Source organism: Burkholderia sp. SR8, from assembly GCF_052851275.1.
In genome coordinates, this window is sequence record NZ_JAULUC010000014.1 from 151,266 (window position 1) to 166,486 (window position 15,221).

Below are 15,221 nucleotides of genomic sequence, written 5' to 3' on the forward strand. Positions count from 1 at the left end.
GTTGTAAAAACTGCGAGAAGGGTGCTGCGAGGAACTGCTGGAGGGACCGTGCGGACAGCACACGGCGCTAAGACAGCCTTAGGCTAGTCGTAGCGATAGCGACCGCGCTAGGCGGCCGGAGGTAATTCGGAGGGGGTTCGGAAAGGAACGCATGGCGACAACTCTATGCCAGGATGCGGGCGCGTGTCAAATGGTCAGCTGGAAGGCCGGCGTGACCGACGGCCGGCCCGCGCGGCTTCACGCCGCAATCCGGACGATCCGCACGATCGTGTCGACCTGGCGCGCGAGCGTGTCCGGCACCGGGATCTCGCCGCGCAGCACGGCGTCCGTCCATGCGGCCGTGGTGGCCGCGTCGCGCGATTCGGGCAGCGCGACGGGCGGCGCGTCGCTCGACGAGCGCTCGGCCTCGATCAGCGTGTCGCACATGCCGTCGTGCAGCCAGTCGACCTGCACCTGGCGCCGCGTGTCGGCCACCGCTTCGCCTTCGGTGCCGCGCGCGAGCAGCGCGCCGCCGAGCGCGGCGTCCGGATGGTCGCGGAACAGTTCCGCGAGGCTGTCGCGATAAGGCGGATGCGTGTAGTTGACGAGCCGCAGCCCGGCCGGCGCGAACGGCTGCAGGATCTTCACGAGCGTGTGCGTGGAGTTGCGCACGCCGAGCACGCCGCGCAGCGCCAGCAGGCGCGCGATGCGCGGCGCGAGCGCGTCGATCGGCGCGAACGCGACGCGGCGCTCGGCGAGCGTGTCCTCGATCGCGTCGTGCGACGTCGACGGTGCGATCGACAGCGCGGAGAAGATTTCCGCGCTCGTCACGCGGCCCGGATCGCGTTCGATGCCGTGCACGAGCACCGGCACGCCTTCGCGCGCGAGCAGCAGCGCGAGCAGCGGCACCAGATTCGGCTGCTTGCGCGCGCCGTTGTAGCTCGGAATCGATACCGGGCGGAACGCGGCATCCTGCACGTGCACGGGTTCGAACGACGCCTGCGCGGCGGCGAGCATCGCGGCCAGTTCGTCGGCGCTTTCGCCCTTCAGGCGATAGGCGATCAGGATCGCGCCGAGTTCGACGTCCGACACGCGTGCGTCGAGCATCGCGCGATAGAGCTCGAACGTGTCGTCGGCGGACAGCGCGCGCGCGCCATGCGGGCCGCGGCCGATTTCCTTGATGAAGCGGGCGCAAGGGAACGGCGAAGCTGCGGAATCGTGGGGAGCGGTCATCGGAGCGTGGGGCGGCGGCCGGCATCGGGCCGCGCGGTCAGCGGTCGGAAATGCCCCGAGTATCGCACGGGCGCGGCTCGCCCAAGCGCGCGGCCGCGTGCGCCGACGCGGCGCCGCGCGCTAAACTCGGGTTCCCGGCGGTGCCGCGCGTGTGCCACGGATCCCGCGTACCCGTGCCGCCGGCTGAATACCACTACGAGAGACGCCCATGAAGCTCTACAGCTATTTCCGCAGTTCCGCGTCGTACCGCGTGCGGATCGCCCTGAACCTGAAGCAGCTGCCGTTCGACACGATCCCGGTGCACATGCTGCGCGACGGCGGCGAGCAACTGAAGGATGCATACCGCGCGGTGAATCCCGATGCGGTCGTGCCGACGCTCGTCGACGGCGACGCGACGCTGCAGCAATCGCTCGCGATCATCGAATATCTGGAGGAAACGCACCCCGAGCCGGCGCTGCTGCCGAAGGACCCGGTCGATCGCGCATACGTGCGGGCGATTGCGCTGCAGGTTGCGTGCGAGATTCATCCGCTGAACAACCTGCGCGTGCTGAAGTACCTGAAGCACACGCTGAAGGTGCCGGAAGAAGCGAAGAACGAATGGTACCGGCACTGGATCGAGGCGGGCTTCGCGTCGCTGGAAACGCGCCTCGCGAACGATCCGCGCACCGGCAAGCTCTGCTTCGGCGACACGCCGACGCTCGCCGATATCTGCATCGTGCCGCAGGTGTTCAACGCGAACCGCTTCTCGATCGACACGACGCGCTTTCCGACGATCCAGCGGATCGCCGATCATGCGTCGACGCTCGATGCGTTCAAGGCCGCCGAGCCCGGCGCGCAGCCCGACGCCGAGTGACGATGCGGCTGTGAGCCGCCGCCCGCGGGTATGCGGCCGCGCCGTGCATGAAAAAGGGCGCCCGAAGGCGCCCTGACCGATGCGGGCCGGCGTTCAGCCGAGCAGCGCGTCCGCGAATTCCACCGCGCTGAACGGCTGCAGGTCCTCGACCTTCTCGCCGACGCCGATGAAGTAGACCGGCACCGGGCGCTGCCGCGCGATCGCGGCGAGGATCCCGCCCTTCGCGGTGCCGTCGAGCTTCGTGACGATCAGGCCGGTGAGGCCCAGCGCATCGTCGAACGCCTTCACCTGCGTGAGCGCGTTCTGTCCCGTGTTCGCGTCGATCACGAGCAGCACCTCGTGCGGCGCGCCGTCGTGCGCCTTCGAGATCACGCGCTTCACCTTCTTCAGCTCTTCCATCAGATGCAGCTGCGTCGGCAGACGGCCGGCCGTGTCGGCCATCATCACGTCGATCTTGCGCGCGCGCGCGGCGCTGACCGCATCGAAGATCACCGCGGCCGGGTCGCCGCTTTCCTGCTGGACCACCGTCACGTTGTTGCGCTCGCCCCAGACCGCCAGCTGCTCGCGCGCGGCCGCGCGGAACGTGTCGCCCGCGGCCAGCAGCACCGACTGGTCGAAGCTCTGCAGATGCTTCGCGAGCTTGCCGATGCTGGTGGTCTTGCCCGCGCCGTTCACGCCGGTGATCATCATCACGAGCGGCTGCGCGCGGCCGAGCATCAGCGACTTCTCGAGCGGTTTCAGCAGTTCGACGAGCAGGTCGTGCAGCGCATCCTTCACCTGTTGCGGATCGGTCAGCCGGCCCGTGCGCACCTTCTCGCGCAGCGCGCCGAGCAGGTACTCGGTCGCGTCGACGCCGGCATCGGACATCAGCAGCGCGGCCTCGAGTTCTTCATACAGATCCTCGTCGATCTTCGTGTTGACGAACACGCCGGTGATGCTCGAGCCCGTCTTCGCGAGCCCCGTCTTCAGGCGCGCGAGCCACGATTTCTTCGCCGATGCGTCCTGCGTCGGCGGCGGCACGATCTCGACCGCTTCGACGACGTCGTCGGTGCCGTCGTTGGCCGGCGTGACCGTCATCACGACGGCCGACGCGGCCGGTTGCGGTTGCGCGGGCGCTTGCGGGGCAGCGGCCGCCTGCGGCTCGGCAACGGGCGCGTCGGACGGCGCGTCCGGTTGCTGCGCGTCGGCCGATTGCGATTCCGCGGAGTCGGACTCCTGCGTTTTCTTGAATCGTTTGAAGAAGCTGAACATGGTCTGACGTCGGGAAGAGGGCGGGGCGCCGCGAGGGCGGAGCGCCGGAGGGGCCGCCGCGTGTGCGCACGGCGGCCGAAACCGTGCATTTTATCAGTGCGGCGCGGCACTCGCGTCAGCCGGTGCCGCCGCTGTGGTAACGTGCGCCTGTTTGGCGGTGCGCCCTCGTGCGCGCCCGGTCCCTCCGTCGTCGATATTCCGTATGTCCCGTTCCTCTTCCGGCCGCCCGGCGGCCTCCGCCAGCCGCGGCAAGCCGCACACGATCCGCATCATCGGCGGTGAATGGAAACGCACGCCGCTCGCCGTGCTCGATCTCGACGGCCTGCGCCCGACCCCCGATCGCGTGCGCGAGACGCTGTTCAACTGGCTCGGCCAGGATCTCGATGGCCGGCGCTGCCTCGACCTGTTCGCCGGCACCGGCGCGCTCGGTTTCGAAGCCGCGTCGCGCGGCGCGACGAGCGTCGTGATGGTCGAGCGCCATCCGCGCGCCGCGCAGCAGCTGCGCGCGATCAAGGACAAGCTCGGCGCGCGCTCGGTCGAAGTCGCGGAAGCCGACGCGCTGCGGCTCGCGGCCGGGCTGACGCCGGGCGCGTTCGACGTCGTGTTCCTCGATCCGCCGTTCGGCGAGCCGGCCGTGCTCGATCGCGCGCTCGCGCTCGCGGCGCCGCTCGTCGCGCCGGACGGCGCGCTGTACGTCGAGACCGGAGCCGAGCTCGAACCCGCCGCGCACGCAGCACTCGCCGGCTGGCAGGTCGTGAAGCACGGCAAGGCCGGTGCGGTTCACTATCATTTGCTGCGGCGCGAAAATGATGAATAATGCGCGTTCCATACGAGGCGGCGCGCCGCAAAGGCGACGCACGCCCATCTCGGCAGCGGCGTGCGCGTCGCACGGCTGCCACCCCGATTGCGTGATGACAGGAGGAGCGACATGGTAGTCGCCGTGTATCCCGGTACGTTCGATCCGCTGACGCGCGGGCACGAAGACCTCGTGCGGCGTGCGTCCAGCATTTTTGATACGCTGGTGGTCGGCGTCGCCGACAGCCGCGCGAAGAAGCCGTTCTTCTCGCTGGAAGAACGTCTGAAGATTGCGAACGAGGTGCTCGGCCATTATCCGAACGTGAAGGTGATGGGCTTCAAGGGCCTCCTGAAGGACTTCGTCCGCACCAACAACGCGCGCGTGATCGTGCGCGGCCTGCGCGCCGTTTCCGATTTCGAATATGAGTTCCAGATGGCGGGGATGAACCGCTATCTGCTGCCCGACGTCGAAACGATGTTCATGACGCCGTCCGATCAGTACCAGTTCATCTCGGGGACGATCGTGCGCGAAATCGCGCAGTTGGGCGGCGATGTCAGCAAGTTCGTGTTCCCGTCCGTCGAGAAGTGGCTGACCGAGAAAGTCGCTGCGATGGGAGGCCCGGCCGCGTGACGCGGCGCCGGCCGGTTTCGATCCGAAGCCGGCCGCCGGCCTGAAGAAGTGAGATCAGTATGTCTTTGATGATTACCGACGAGTGCATCAATTGCGACGTGTGCGAGCCCGAGTGCCCGAACGGCGCGATTTCGATGGGCCCGGATATCTACGTGATCGACCCGAAGAAATGCACCGAATGCGTCGGTCATTTCGACGAACCGCAGTGCCAGCAGGTGTGCCCGGTCGAATGCATTCCGCGCGATCCGCAGCATGACGAATCGCACGCGCAGTTGATGGAGAAGTATCACGCGTTGATCGCCGCGAAGGGCGACGACGCGCAGTGATCCTGCGCTGACGCCGCGCGCGTCACGACGTCGCGGTTTCCCCGGCCGGCGCCGCCCGGCGCCGGTTCTGCTTCAACTTCAGCTTCAGCTTCGGTTGCCGCTTTCGCCGGCGTTTCAACCGAGCAGGTCGCGCAATGCCGCGACGAGCGCGTCGCATTCGGTGTCGGTGCCGACGGTGATGCGCAAGTGCTGGTCGATGCGCGGCGCGCGGAAGTGCCGTACGAAAATTTCCCGATCTTTCAGCTTCGCCGCGATCGCGCCCGCATCGTGCGCGGGATGGCGCGCGAACACGAAATTCGCGGCCGACGGCACGACGTCGAAGCCGAGCGCCTCCAGCGCTTGCGTGAGGCGCGCCCGGCTGTCGATCACGCGGCGGCAGGTCGCGTGAAAATAGTCGTCGTCTTCGTACGCAGCCTGCGCGGCAGCCTGCGCGAGCCGGTCGAGCGGGTACGAGTTGAAGCTGTCCTTCACGCGATTGAGCGCATCGATCAACGCCGCATCGCCGAACGCGAAGCCGACGCGCATGCCCGCGAGCGAGCGCGCCTTCGACGTCGTGTGCACGACGAGCAGGTTCGGATGGCGGTCGATCAGCGTGATCGCCGATTGCGCGCCGAAATCGACGTACGCTTCATCGATCAGCACGACCGACGACGGGTTCGCGGCCGCGATCTGCTCGATGTCCGCGAGCGGCAGCGCGCGCCCGGTCGGCGCATTCGGGTTCGGGAACAGCACGCCGCCGGCATCGTCGAGATAGTCTTCGACGCGGATCGAGAAATCGTCCGCGAGCGGCACGATCGTGGTCTCGACGCCGTACAGGCGCGCGTAGGTCGGGTAGAAGCTGTACGAGATGTCGGGAAAGCGCAGCGGCCGGTCATGCTTGAGCAGTGCCTGGAACGCGTGCGCGAGCACCTCGTCGGAGCCGTTGCCGACGAAGACCTGCTCGGGCTTGATCCGGTGATGGGCCGCGACCGTCTCGCGCAGTGCACGCGCGAGCGGGTCGGGATAGCGGCGCAGCGTGTCGCCGGTATCGCCGAGTTCGCGGGCGATCGCCGCGACGACGCGCGGCGACGGCGGATAGGGATTCTCGTTGGTGTTCAGCTTGACGGGGTGTGCGAGCGCGGGCTGTTCGCCCGGCACGTAAGGCACGAGTTGCTGAACGACGTCGCTCCAGTAACGGCTCACCGCTTGGCTCCTGACGGGCAAAAACGATCAGATTACCGCATGTGCGCGTTGCAGTGCGCAATTGCGCGGGACGGCGCCCCCGCGCGCCGCGCGCGGACGGCAAGCTGCACCGCGCCGGTGCAGCGCGCGTCAGTTGCGATGCAGCTGCATCGTCGCGCGGTCGAGTTCGCCCTTGACGACCATCGGCATCACGGCGAGCGCGCGTTCGATCGATGCGTCGATCACGTCCTGCTCCTCGCGGCGCGGCGGCTTCAGCACGAAATTCGCGACGTCCGGTTTCGCGCCGGCGCGCGCGCCTTCCGGAATCAGGTCGCGCGGGTGGCCGATGCCGATGCGCAGCCGCCAGTACTGTTGCGACGACAGGTGCGCGGAGATGTCCTTCAGGCCGTTGTGGCCGCCGCTGCCGCCGCCGAGCTTCAGCTTCACGGTGCCGGGCGGCAGGTCGAGCTCGTCATGCGCGACGAGGATCTGGTCGGGCAGGATCTTGAAGAAGCTCGCGAGCGCGACGACCGACTGGCCGGAGCGATTCATGTAGGTCTGCGGCTCGAGCAGATGGACTTCCTCGCCGTGCAGCCGGGCTTTCGCGTAGAAGCCGTGGAAGCGGCGCTCGTCGCGCAGCGTCGCGCCGGCTTCGCGGGCGAGCTGGTCGATCAGCCAGAAGCCGGCGTTGTGACGCGTCGCGGTGTATTCCGCCCCGGGATTGCCGAGGCCGACGATCAGTTTGATCATGACGTTTCGTAGGCGGCAGCGGCCGCCTGGGCGCAGAAAAAGAAAAACCCGCCGGGCAAGCCGCGGCGGGTTGGGTCGACCGTTTCGTGAAACGGATCGAATGGCGTGCAGGCAGCCGCTTAGGCAGCCGGCGTTTCGCCTTCGCCTGCTGCGTCCGACACGGCGCCAGCCGGGACCGTCGCCGATGCGACAACCGGGTTTTCCGCGTCGACGTGCGCGACCAGCATCACGCCCTTCGGCAGTGCGATGTCCTTCGCGTGCAGCGACTGACCTGCTTCGATCTTCGACAGATCGACTTCGAGGAATTCCGGCAGGGCCGACGGCAGGCACTCGACTTCGATTTCCGTCGCGACGTGCGAGACGATCGCGCTCGACAGCTTCACTGCCGGGCTGATTTCGGCGTTCAGGAAGTGCAGCGGCACCTTCGTGTGCAGCTTCTTCTTCGCGTCGACGCGCTGGAAGTCAACGTGCAGCACGAGTTGCTTGAACGGGTGGTATTGCACGTCGCGCAGCAGAACCTGTTGCGACTGGCCAGCGATTTCCAGGTCGAGGATCGACGAGTGGAAGGCTTCCTTCTTCAGTGCGTGCCACAGCGCGTTGTGATCCAGTTCGATCTTTTGCGGGGCTGCTTCGCCACCGTAGACGATACCCGTGGTCTTACCGGCGTTGCGCAGGCGGCGGCTCGCACCCGTACCTTGCTGTTGGCGCTCGAAAGCGACGACTTTCATGTGATTCTCCATTTGCTGCCCGCGACCAGGCAGTAAAACGGGGCCGGCGAAATGGCGGCCCCCGATGAAACGGACGGGGTTTCGTCTATCCCGTCCGATTGTGCAAAAAGCGAAGCGTTGCCGCTTCGCTTTCTGCGCATGCTAAAGCGTGTCGTTCCGCGATCAGGATTCCGCGAACAGCGACATCACCGAGTCGCCGCGGCGGATCCGCGAGAACGTTTCTGCCAGCAGGCTCGCGCTCGTCAGCGAGCGGATCTTCGAGCAGCCCAGCGATTCGGCCGACAGCGGGATCGTATCGGTGACGACCAGCTCGTCGAGTGCCGATGCGGCGATACGCTCGGCGGCGCCGCCCGACAGCACCGGGTGCGTCGCATACGCGAACACCTGCTTCGCGCCACGATCCTTCAGTACTTGCGCGGCCTTGCACAGCGTGCCGGCCGTATCGACCATGTCGTCCATGATCACGCAGGTGCGGCCATCGACTTCACCGATGATGTTCATCACTTCGGCGACGTTCGCCTTCGGGCGACGCTTGTCGATGATCGCGAGATCGCAGTTCAGCTGCTTCGCGAGTGCCCGGGCACGAACCACGCCGCCGACGTCCGGCGACACGACGAGCAGATCCGAGTAGTTCTGCTTGCGCAGGTCGCCCAGCAGGATCGGCGTTGCGTAGATGTTGTCGACCGGGATGTCGAAGAAGCCTTGAATCTGGTCGGCGTGCAGATCCATCGTGATGATCCGCTCGACGCCGGCGATTTCCAGCATGTTCGCGATGACCTTCGCCGAGATCGCGACGCGCGCCGAGCGCGGGCGACGGTCCTGGCGGGCATAGCCGAAGTAGGGGATGGCAGCGGTGATCCGGCCGGCGGACGCACGCTTGAGCGCGTCGACCATGATCATCAGTTCCATCAGGTTGTCGTTCGTCGGCGCGCACGTGGATTGCAGGACGAAGACGTCCTTGCCGCGCACGTTTTCCTGGATCTCGACCTGGATCTCGCCGTCGGAGAAACGGCTGACCATTGCTTTGCCGAGGGGGATTCCAAGGATATTGACGACTTCCTGGGCCAGCGCGGGATTCGCGTTGCCAGTAAAGACCATCAAGCCATCATGGCTGTGGCTGCTCATCGTGCACCTGCTTCAGGCTTAGGCGGGAAATGCGGGAAAATTTTTGGCAGGGGAGGAAGGACTCGAACCCTCGCATGCCGGAATCAAAATCCGGTGCCTTGACCAACTTGGCGACTCCCCTACACTTAACTGATAACTTCACCGGACTCGTAGGCCATCCGGCAAAGCAAAACTTCATGACGCGAAAGCGAAGAGCGGATGCTCGTTCAGACTCTCGGCAACTGCACCGTTCCAACCGGTGGGCAGCTTGGCTTTCGCCGCTTCTGCCTCGTGCTTGCTGTGAAACGCTGCAAACACGCTAGCTCCGGAGCCGGTCATCCTCGCGGGGGTCACATTATACAACCATTTGACCACCTGCGCAACTTCCGCGTACTTACTTGTCACAACTTGCTGCATATCGTTCCGGCCGAAACTGTCTGGCCATCCCGCGTCGCTGTTTCGCTGTGCAAGAAAGTCAGCAATTGTGACTGGCTTCGTGTCCCTTGTCAACAACTCGTCTGAAAAAATTTCAGCGGTGGGGACATGAACTCGCGGCGTCACAACCAGGAACCAGCGAGTCGGCAATTGTACCTCAGCTAATTCTTCCCCGATACCCTCTGCGAACGCATTTTTTCCAAAAACAAAAAACGGAACGTCGGCGCCGAGTTTTACTGCGAGCGACTGCAGTTCCGCGCGCGGCAGGTCGAGTTGCCACAGGCGGTTCAGCGCGAGCAGCGTCGTGGCCGCATCGGAGCTGCCGCCGCCGAGGCCCGCGCCCATCGGCAGGCACTTGTCGATCTCGATGTCGACGCCGGCCGCGGTGCCCGTATGCGCTTTCAGCAGGTTGGCCGCGCGCACGACGAGATCGCTTGCCTCGGGCACGCCCGGCACGTCGGTGACGCGTGCGACGCGCCCGTCGTCGCGCAGCGTGAAGTGCAGCGTGTCGCCCCAGTTCAGCAGCTGGAACACGCTCTGCAGATCGTGATAGCCGTTCGGGCGGCGGCCGGTGATGTGCAGGAACAGGTTGAGTTTCGCGGGCGCGAGGCAGTTGCGCAGCGAGCGGGTCGAATCGGTCATGCGTATGTCGGGGCTAGGTTCGCGTGCTTACTGGTCGAGCACGAGCTTGATGTCGAGCGGCGGGGTCGCGCGCACGAGGTTGACGCGCTTCACGCCGCTGGCCGGCGCGTCCGCGTAGGCGAGGTAGTCGATCGTCCAGCCGTCCTGGCGGATCTGCTTCACGCGCGTGGCATCGGCGGGGTCGCGCACCGTCTGCGCGGGCGTCGCGGGCGCCGGCGTCGGCAGCAGCCAGTAGCGCAGGCCGGCCAGCGGCAGCGAGAAGCCGAGCGTGTTCTGCATCAGTTCGCCGACGTCCGTCGCGTATTGCGGCTGGCGGTTCGGCAGTTCGAGCGACGCGGCCTGCGGCGTCGATTTGACGACCGCGAGCGTCTGCCCGAGCGGACTGCGCAGTTCGAGCGACACGTCGTCGCCGTGCTCCTGCCAGTCGAAGTTGCCGTACACGTTCTGCTGCCGGCCGAGGCGGTCGTTGTACTGCACCGCGAAGCGGCCGTGATATGCATGCGACGCGGCCGTCTGCAGCACGGCGCCCGCCGGCGCATTCGCGGACGGCGGCGTGCTCGCGCAACCGGCGAGCGCGAGCGCTGCGCCGGCCGCGGCCAGCGTGCGCTGCGCGCGGGAAGACAGGGAAAGCATCGGGAACATCCGCATCAGAGGCCGTTGATCTGCAAGCGCTTGAGCGTCTGCACGAGCGTTTCGTTGTCGGGCTCGAGCTTCTGCGCGGCACGCCACGCGTTGCGCGCATCGTCCTGCGCGCCGCTCTTCCACAGCACCTCGCCGAGGTGCGCGCCGATTTCGGCGTTCGGCTGCAGTTCGTACGCGTGCCGCAGCACCTTCGCCGCGCCGGCCGTGTCGCCCATCCGGTACTTCACCCAGCCGAGGCTGTCCATGATGTACGCGTCGTTCGGCGCGAGCGACAGCGCCTTGTCGATCAGCTTGCTGGCCTCCGGCAGGCGCTGGTTGCGATCGGCGAGCGAATAGCCGAGCGCGTTGTACGCCTGCGGGTTGTCGGGCTGCGTGCGGATCAGCTCGCGCAGCTGCTTTTCCATCGTCGCGTAGTGGCCCGTTTTTTCGGCCGCCATCGCGTAGTCGTAGCGCAGGTCCGGATCGTCCGGGAAGTCCTCGACCGCCTGCCCGAGCCGCGCCTCCGCTTCCGGATAGCGCTTCGCGGTAAACAGGATCGACGCATCCGTGCGCGCGACCACGGCCGCATCGCGCGGATCGCTGATCGGCAGGTTGTCGAGCACCTTGCGCGCCTCGTCGGTCTTGCCCTGTTTCTGCAGCAGCTGCGCACGCGTGATCTGCGCGGGCAGGTAGTGCTGGCTCGTCTGGTCGACCTTGTCGAGCCACTGCGATGCCTGCGCGTCGTTGCCCTGCTCGATCGCGATCTGCGCGAGGTAGATGTAGCCCTGGCCGACGTCGAGGTTCGGCTGCTTGTCGCCGAGCTGCACGTACTGCTTCAGGTACGCGCTCGCATCGTCGAGCTTCTTCTGCTGGATCTTGATCAGCGCGAGCGCCATCAGCGGTGTCGGATCCTTCGCGTCGAGCTTGCGCATCGTCTCGAACTGCTTCTGCGCGTCGTCGAGGCGATCGTCGGCGAGATAGAGCTGCGACAGCGCGAGCCGCGCGTCGCGCGACTTCGGATTCTGCTGAACATATTTCTCGAACGACACGATGCCGGCCGCGCGCTCCGCGGGGCCCATCTGCGACAGCATCAGCGCTGCGGGCAGGTAGTCGGGGCGGATCTGCAGCGCCTGCTTCAACGACTGCGCGGCGCCTTCCTTGTCGTCCACCGCGAGCTGCTGCCGCGCGATCGCGAGGTGCGCCTCGGGGCGGTTCATGTCGTTCTTCAGCATGTCCTTCAGCACCGCGAGGCCGCCGACGCGGTCGGAGCCGCGCACCAGCAGCGCCTGCAGCGCGAGGATCGCGGGCCCGCGCGTTTCGCCGGTCGCGCGGGCCAGCTCGCGCGCGAGCATCGGTTGCGCGTCGGCCGGCTTGCCGGCGAGCACGAGCAGCGCGGCGTCGACTTGCGACGCGCGGTTCGAATCGGGTGCGTACTGGCGCCACAGATTGGCTGCCGACAGCGCGTCGGCCGGGCTTTGCGCGCCGAGCGCGATCTCGGTCGCGCGCTGCGCCATGCGCGGATCGCGCGTGTCGCGGGCCAGCGCGAGATAGGTCTGGTACGCCGGTGCCGGCTGATTGCGCTGGAGCGCGACCTCCGCAGCGAGCACCTGATAGACGATCTGGCTCGTCAGCGGGACGCCCGGGAGATCCTTTTTCTCGTCCGGCATCACGTGCTCGAACGCGCCCTGCGGCTCCGCGTCGTCCGATGCCGGACCCTGCGCGTGAGCCGGGAGGGCGGTGAGGGTCCAGGCGGCGAACAGCGCGGCGCCGAGCGCACGGCGGACCGGGAAGGCACGCGCGCCGCATGCGGCGGCGGGGCGCTTCAGAAGCATCTTCGAGGGCAGGGTCATGGAAATCCGTTCGATGTTTCAACCGATTGTAACGCGCTCGCTACAATACACGCACGATCAAGAATCTCGCCTCAGACCCGCAAAACATGCCAGAGTTGCCAGAAGTCGAAGTCACGCGCCGGGGCATCGAGCCCTTTGTCGCGGGCCGCCGCGTCGAGCGTGTCGACGTCCGTACCGCGATGCTGCGCTGGCCCGTGCCGGCCGGGCTCGCGGAGCAACTGCGCGCACGCGAGGTGCTCGCCGTCGAGCGTCGCGGCAAGTACCTGCTGTTCGAGGTCGACGCGGGCTGGTTCATCGTCCACCTCGGGATGACGGGCACGCTGCGCGTGCTGCCCGCGGCCGGCGTGCCGGTCGCCGCGAAACACGATCACATCGACTGGATCTTCGACGAGTTCGTGCTGCGGTTCCGCGATCCGCGCCGTTTCGGTGCCGTGCTGTGGCACCCGCGCGAAGCCGGCGACGTGCATGCGCATCCGCTGCTCGCGAGCCTCGGCGTCGAGCCGTTCTCGCCGACGTTCACCGGCGCACTGCTGCACGCGCGCACGCGCGGCCGCACGGTGTCGGTCAAGCAGGCGCTGCTCGCCGGCGACATGGTCGTCGGTGTCGGCAACATCTATGCATCGGAGAGCCTGTTTCGCGCCGGCATCCGGCCGACGACCGCCGCCGGCAAGGTATCGCTGCCGCGCTACGAGCGGCTGGCCGAGGCCGTGCGCGCGACGCTCGCCGATGCGATCGAGCGCGGCGGCAGCACGCTGCGCGATTTCGTCGGCAGCAACGGCGAAAGCGGCTATTTCCAGCTCGACTGCTTCGTCTACGACCGCGCGGGGCTGCCTTGCCGCGTGTGCGGCACGCCGATCCGCCAGATCGTGCAGGGTCAGCGCTCGACCTATTTCTGCCCGACCTGCCAGCGTTGAACCCCGCGCTGTAACCTTTTCCAACGATTCGAACACTTGAAGCCGCCCCGCATCGCACCCGCTCCGTTTCCCGTCACGCCGCTGCACCGCACGTTCGCCACGCGCCTGATCGCGTGGCAGCGCGAGCACGGCCGCCACGACCTGCCGTGGCAGAACACCCGCGATCCGTACCGGATCTGGCTGTCGGAGATCATGTTGCAGCAGACGCAGGTCTCGACCGTCATCCCGTATTACGCGCGCTTTCTCGAGCGCTTTCCCGACGTCGCCGCGCTCGCAGCCGCGCCGGCCGACGACGTGATGGCGCTGTGGGCCGGCCTCGGCTATTACTCGCGCGCACGCAACCTGCATCGCTGCGCGCAGGTCGTCGCCGCCGAGCATGGCGGCGTGTTCCCGTCGACACCGGACGCGCTCGCCGAGCTGCCCGGCATCGGCCGCTCGACGGCCGCCGCGATCGCGTCGTTCGCGTACGGTGCACGCGCGACCATCCTCGACGGCAACGTGAAACGCGTGCTCGCGCGCGTATTCGGCGTCGAGGGTTTTCCGGGCGAGAAGCGGGTCGAGAACGACATGTGGGCGCTGGCCGAATCGCTGCTGCCGGATGCGGCGAACGCGGCCGACGTGAGCGCCTATACGCAGGGGCTGATGGATCTCGGCGCGACGCTCTGCGTGCGCGGCAAGCCGGATTGTGCGCGTTGCCCGTTCGCGGGCGACTGCGTCGCGCAATCGACGGGCCGGCAGCGCGAACTGCCGGCCGCGCGGCCGAAGAAGGCCGTGCCGACGCGCAAGACCTGGATGCTGGTGCTGCGCGACGGCGACGCGGTGCTGCTCGAGCGGCGTCCGCCCGCCGGCATCTGGGGCGGGCTGTGGTGCCTGCCGCAAGCCGACGGCGATGCCGCGCTGGCCGAACTCGCGCGCGGCTTCGGCGGCGGCGGCCCGGTGCCGCTCGCACCGTTTACGCATACGTTCACGCATTTCCGGCTCGAGATCGAGCCGCGGCTGAGCGACCGGACGAACGGCGGGCCGTCGCACGCGCAGGCGCAGGATGCCGAAACGGCGTGGGTGCCGCTCGCCGCGCTCGATGCGTATGGCGTGCCGGCCCCCGTGCGCAAGCTGCTCGATGCGCTGAGCGGGCCGCTGCTGTAACGAAACGGGACGGGTGCGGTGAGCGGCGTGCGCTCACGCACGCAGCGCCGCCCCACGGTGTTGTGCCGATCGAACGATTGACCGCGGATCGATCGCGCGACACCGGTGCGGCGCCGATACGGCGCGACAGGTTCGCAGTCGCTTACAGCCACCCGTGCCGGTCGAGCACGTGGTGCACGGCATCGATCCGCGCGCCGACATCCGGAAACTCCATCAGCTTCTGCCGCGCGCGCAGGTCGAGCGGCAGCAGTTCCGCGAGTCGGTTCGACACCCAGCTCGGATCGTCGAGACGGAACGGTTCGCCGAACGGCATCTTGTCCGGTTCGGTCTTCTTCAGCGCTTCGATGATTCGCTCGAGCACTTCCGCGCACGAGCCGAATTGCGCGAGCGCCTGCTCGCCTTCGAGCGGAATGTCGTCGGGCAGCGGCTCCGCGATGCCGACCAGCAGCCCGTTGCCTTCGACGCGATACGACAGCAGCTCGAAGCGCTGCGTGCCGACTGCCTGCAGGTACAGCATCCCGAATTCGCCGGTGTCGCATTCGGTGATGCGCGCCATGCAGCCGATGGTCTCGGGCACCGACACGGCGCCGTCCTGGGCGACTTCGGGGCCGCTCTTCAGCAGGCACACGCCGAACGGTGCGTCGTCGCGCAGGCACGCGCGGCACATGTCGAGATAGCGCGCCTCGAACACCTTGAGCGGCAGCCAGCCACCGGGGAACAGCACCGTGTGCAGCGGAAACAGCGGCAAGTCGATCAGCGTGGTCGATAGGGTAGACATGGCGCGCCGGCGAGAGAGCGGGTGTCG

At 67.4% G+C, this 15,221-nt stretch carries 16 protein-coding genes and 1 tRNA gene; 6 read left to right on the forward strand and 11 right to left on the reverse strand.

Features of this window, described 5'->3' with window-relative positions; all coding sequences use genetic code 11:
- Nucleotides 1-237: 237 nt before the first annotated feature.
- On the reverse strand, nt 238-1,212 hold the full coding sequence (gene ybiB, locus Q3A80_RS19285) for a DNA-binding protein YbiB (RefSeq protein ID WP_446330507.1): 975 nt from the start codon (nt 1,210-1,212) through the stop codon (nt 238-240).
- Nucleotides 1,213-1,420: 208 nt separating this feature from the next.
- Between ybiB and maiA the strand changes: the two genes are divergently transcribed.
- Nucleotides 1,421-2,065 carry a maleylacetoacetate isomerase gene (maiA, locus tag Q3A80_RS19290; protein WP_446330508.1) on the forward strand — a complete coding sequence of 215 codons (645 nt, stop codon included), beginning with the start codon at nt 1,421-1,423 and terminating at the stop codon, nt 2,063-2,065.
- A gap of 93 nt (nt 2,066-2,158) precedes the next feature.
- Here maiA and ftsY read toward each other — a convergent pair whose 3' ends face one another.
- Nucleotides 2,159-3,316, reverse strand: a complete 1,158-nt coding sequence (gene ftsY, locus Q3A80_RS19295) for a signal recognition particle-docking protein FtsY (protein WP_446330509.1) — start codon at nt 3,314-3,316, stop codon at nt 2,159-2,161.
- Nucleotides 3,317-3,518: 202 nt separating this feature from the next.
- Here ftsY and rsmD point away from each other — a divergent pair, with 202 nt between their 5' ends.
- The 3 genes from rsmD to Q3A80_RS19310 all read left to right on the forward strand — a co-directional run bounded on the left by rsmD (nt 3,519) and on the right by Q3A80_RS19310 (nt 5,068).
- Nucleotides 3,519-4,133 (forward strand): 16S rRNA (guanine(966)-N(2))-methyltransferase RsmD, encoded by a 615-nt coding sequence (gene rsmD, locus Q3A80_RS19300; protein ID WP_446330510.1) that lies wholly within the window; start codon nt 3,519-3,521, stop codon nt 4,131-4,133.
- Between the two features lie 111 nt (nt 4,134-4,244).
- Nucleotides 4,245-4,742, forward strand: a complete 498-nt coding sequence (gene coaD, locus Q3A80_RS19305) for a pantetheine-phosphate adenylyltransferase (RefSeq protein ID WP_006398238.1) — start codon at nt 4,245-4,247, stop codon at nt 4,740-4,742.
- Between the two features lie 59 nt (nt 4,743-4,801).
- Entirely contained in the window at nt 4,802-5,068 is a 267-nt protein-coding gene (locus tag Q3A80_RS19310; protein WP_151066206.1) for a YfhL family 4Fe-4S dicluster ferredoxin, read from the forward strand.
- A gap of 114 nt (nt 5,069-5,182) precedes the next feature.
- Here Q3A80_RS19310 and hisC read toward each other — a convergent pair whose 3' ends face one another.
- The 8 genes from hisC to Q3A80_RS19350 form a co-directional block, all read right to left on the reverse strand.
- The gene (gene hisC, locus Q3A80_RS19315) at nt 5,183-6,250 is read right to left on the reverse strand and encodes a histidinol-phosphate transaminase (protein ID WP_446330511.1); all 1,068 of its coding nucleotides are present in this window, start codon (nt 6,248-6,250) and stop codon (nt 5,183-5,185) included.
- A 129-nt stretch (nt 6,251-6,379) separates the two neighbouring features.
- Nucleotides 6,380-6,979 (reverse strand): aminoacyl-tRNA hydrolase, encoded by a 600-nt coding sequence (gene pth, locus Q3A80_RS19320; RefSeq protein ID WP_006753283.1) that lies wholly within the window; start codon nt 6,977-6,979, stop codon nt 6,380-6,382.
- A 119-nt stretch (nt 6,980-7,098) separates the two neighbouring features.
- Complete coding sequence (locus tag Q3A80_RS19325; protein ID WP_446330512.1) at nt 7,099-7,707, reverse strand: 50S ribosomal protein L25/general stress protein Ctc; 609 nt, start codon at nt 7,705-7,707, stop codon at nt 7,099-7,101.
- Nucleotides 7,708-7,869: 162 nt separating this feature from the next.
- Complete coding sequence (locus tag Q3A80_RS19330) at nt 7,870-8,832, reverse strand: ribose-phosphate pyrophosphokinase (protein WP_446330513.1); 963 nt, start codon at nt 8,830-8,832, stop codon at nt 7,870-7,872.
- Between the two features lie 44 nt (nt 8,833-8,876).
- A tRNA-Gln gene (locus Q3A80_RS19335) sits at nt 8,877-8,953 on the reverse strand.
- Nucleotides 8,954-9,006: 53 nt separating this feature from the next.
- Nucleotides 9,007-9,888 (reverse strand): 4-(cytidine 5'-diphospho)-2-C-methyl-D-erythritol kinase, encoded by an 882-nt coding sequence (gene ispE, locus Q3A80_RS19340; RefSeq protein ID WP_446330514.1) that lies wholly within the window; start codon nt 9,886-9,888, stop codon nt 9,007-9,009.
- A gap of 27 nt (nt 9,889-9,915) precedes the next feature.
- Entirely contained in the window at nt 9,916-10,536 is a 621-nt protein-coding gene (gene lolB, locus Q3A80_RS19345; RefSeq protein WP_446330515.1) for a lipoprotein insertase outer membrane protein LolB, read from the reverse strand.
- Complete coding sequence (locus Q3A80_RS19350; RefSeq protein WP_446330516.1) at nt 10,536-12,359, reverse strand: tetratricopeptide repeat protein; 1,824 nt, start codon at nt 12,357-12,359, stop codon at nt 10,536-10,538. Before Q3A80_RS19350 ends, lolB begins: the two co-directional genes overlap by 1 nt.
- An 86-nt stretch (nt 12,360-12,445) precedes the next feature.
- Here Q3A80_RS19350 and mutM point away from each other — a divergent pair, with 86 nt between their 5' ends.
- On the forward strand, nt 12,446-13,273 hold the full coding sequence (gene mutM / locus Q3A80_RS19355) for a bifunctional DNA-formamidopyrimidine glycosylase/DNA-(apurinic or apyrimidinic site) lyase (protein ID WP_446330517.1): 828 nt from the start codon (nt 12,446-12,448) through the stop codon (nt 13,271-13,273).
- A 36-nt stretch (nt 13,274-13,309) separates the two neighbouring features.
- On the forward strand, nt 13,310-14,416 hold the full coding sequence (gene mutY / locus Q3A80_RS19360; protein ID WP_446330518.1) for an A/G-specific adenine glycosylase: 1,107 nt from the start codon (nt 13,310-13,312) through the stop codon (nt 14,414-14,416).
- Between the two features lie 142 nt (nt 14,417-14,558).
- Here the strand turns inward: mutY and Q3A80_RS19365 are convergent, their stop codons facing one another.
- The gene (locus tag Q3A80_RS19365) at nt 14,559-15,194 is read right to left on the reverse strand and encodes an LON peptidase substrate-binding domain-containing protein (protein WP_446330519.1); all 636 of its coding nucleotides are present in this window, start codon (nt 15,192-15,194) and stop codon (nt 14,559-14,561) included.
- Between the last annotated feature and the right edge of the window lie 27 nt (nt 15,195-15,221).

Coding starts and splice junctions, on each gene's coding strand:
- lolB (WP_446330515.1), bottom strand. CDS start 10,536: ATGCGGATGTTCCCGATGCTTTCCCTGTCTTCCCGCGCGCAGCGCACG.
- pth (WP_006753283.1), bottom strand. CDS start 6,979: ATGATCAAACTGATCGTCGGCCTCGGCAATCCCGGGGCGGAATACACC.
- Q3A80_RS19350 (WP_446330516.1), bottom strand. CDS start 12,359: ATGACCCTGCCCTCGAAGATGCTTCTGAAGCGCCCCGCCGCCGCATGC.
- coaD (WP_006398238.1), top strand. CDS start 4,245: ATGGTAGTCGCCGTGTATCCCGGTACGTTCGATCCGCTGACGCGCGGG.
- ybiB (WP_446330507.1), bottom strand. CDS start 1,212: ATGACCGCTCCCCACGATTCCGCAGCTTCGCCGTTCCCTTGCGCCCGC.
- rsmD (WP_446330510.1), top strand. CDS start 3,519: ATGTCCCGTTCCTCTTCCGGCCGCCCGGCGGCCTCCGCCAGCCGCGGC.
- ftsY (WP_446330509.1), bottom strand. CDS start 3,316: ATGTTCAGCTTCTTCAAACGATTCAAGAAAACGCAGGAGTCCGACTCC.
- Q3A80_RS19325 (WP_446330512.1), bottom strand. CDS start 7,707: ATGAAAGTCGTCGCTTTCGAGCGCCAACAGCAAGGTACGGGTGCGAGC.
- Q3A80_RS19310 (WP_151066206.1), top strand. CDS start 4,802: ATGTCTTTGATGATTACCGACGAGTGCATCAATTGCGACGTGTGCGAG.
- Q3A80_RS19330 (WP_446330513.1), bottom strand. CDS start 8,832: ATGAGCAGCCACAGCCATGATGGCTTGATGGTCTTTACTGGCAACGCG.
- mutM (WP_446330517.1), top strand. CDS start 12,446: ATGCCAGAGTTGCCAGAAGTCGAAGTCACGCGCCGGGGCATCGAGCCC.
- Q3A80_RS19365 (WP_446330519.1), bottom strand. CDS start 15,194: ATGTCTACCCTATCGACCACGCTGATCGACTTGCCGCTGTTTCCGCTG.
- ispE (WP_446330514.1), bottom strand. CDS start 9,888: ATGACCGATTCGACCCGCTCGCTGCGCAACTGCCTCGCGCCCGCGAAA.
- maiA (WP_446330508.1), top strand. CDS start 1,421: ATGAAGCTCTACAGCTATTTCCGCAGTTCCGCGTCGTACCGCGTGCGG.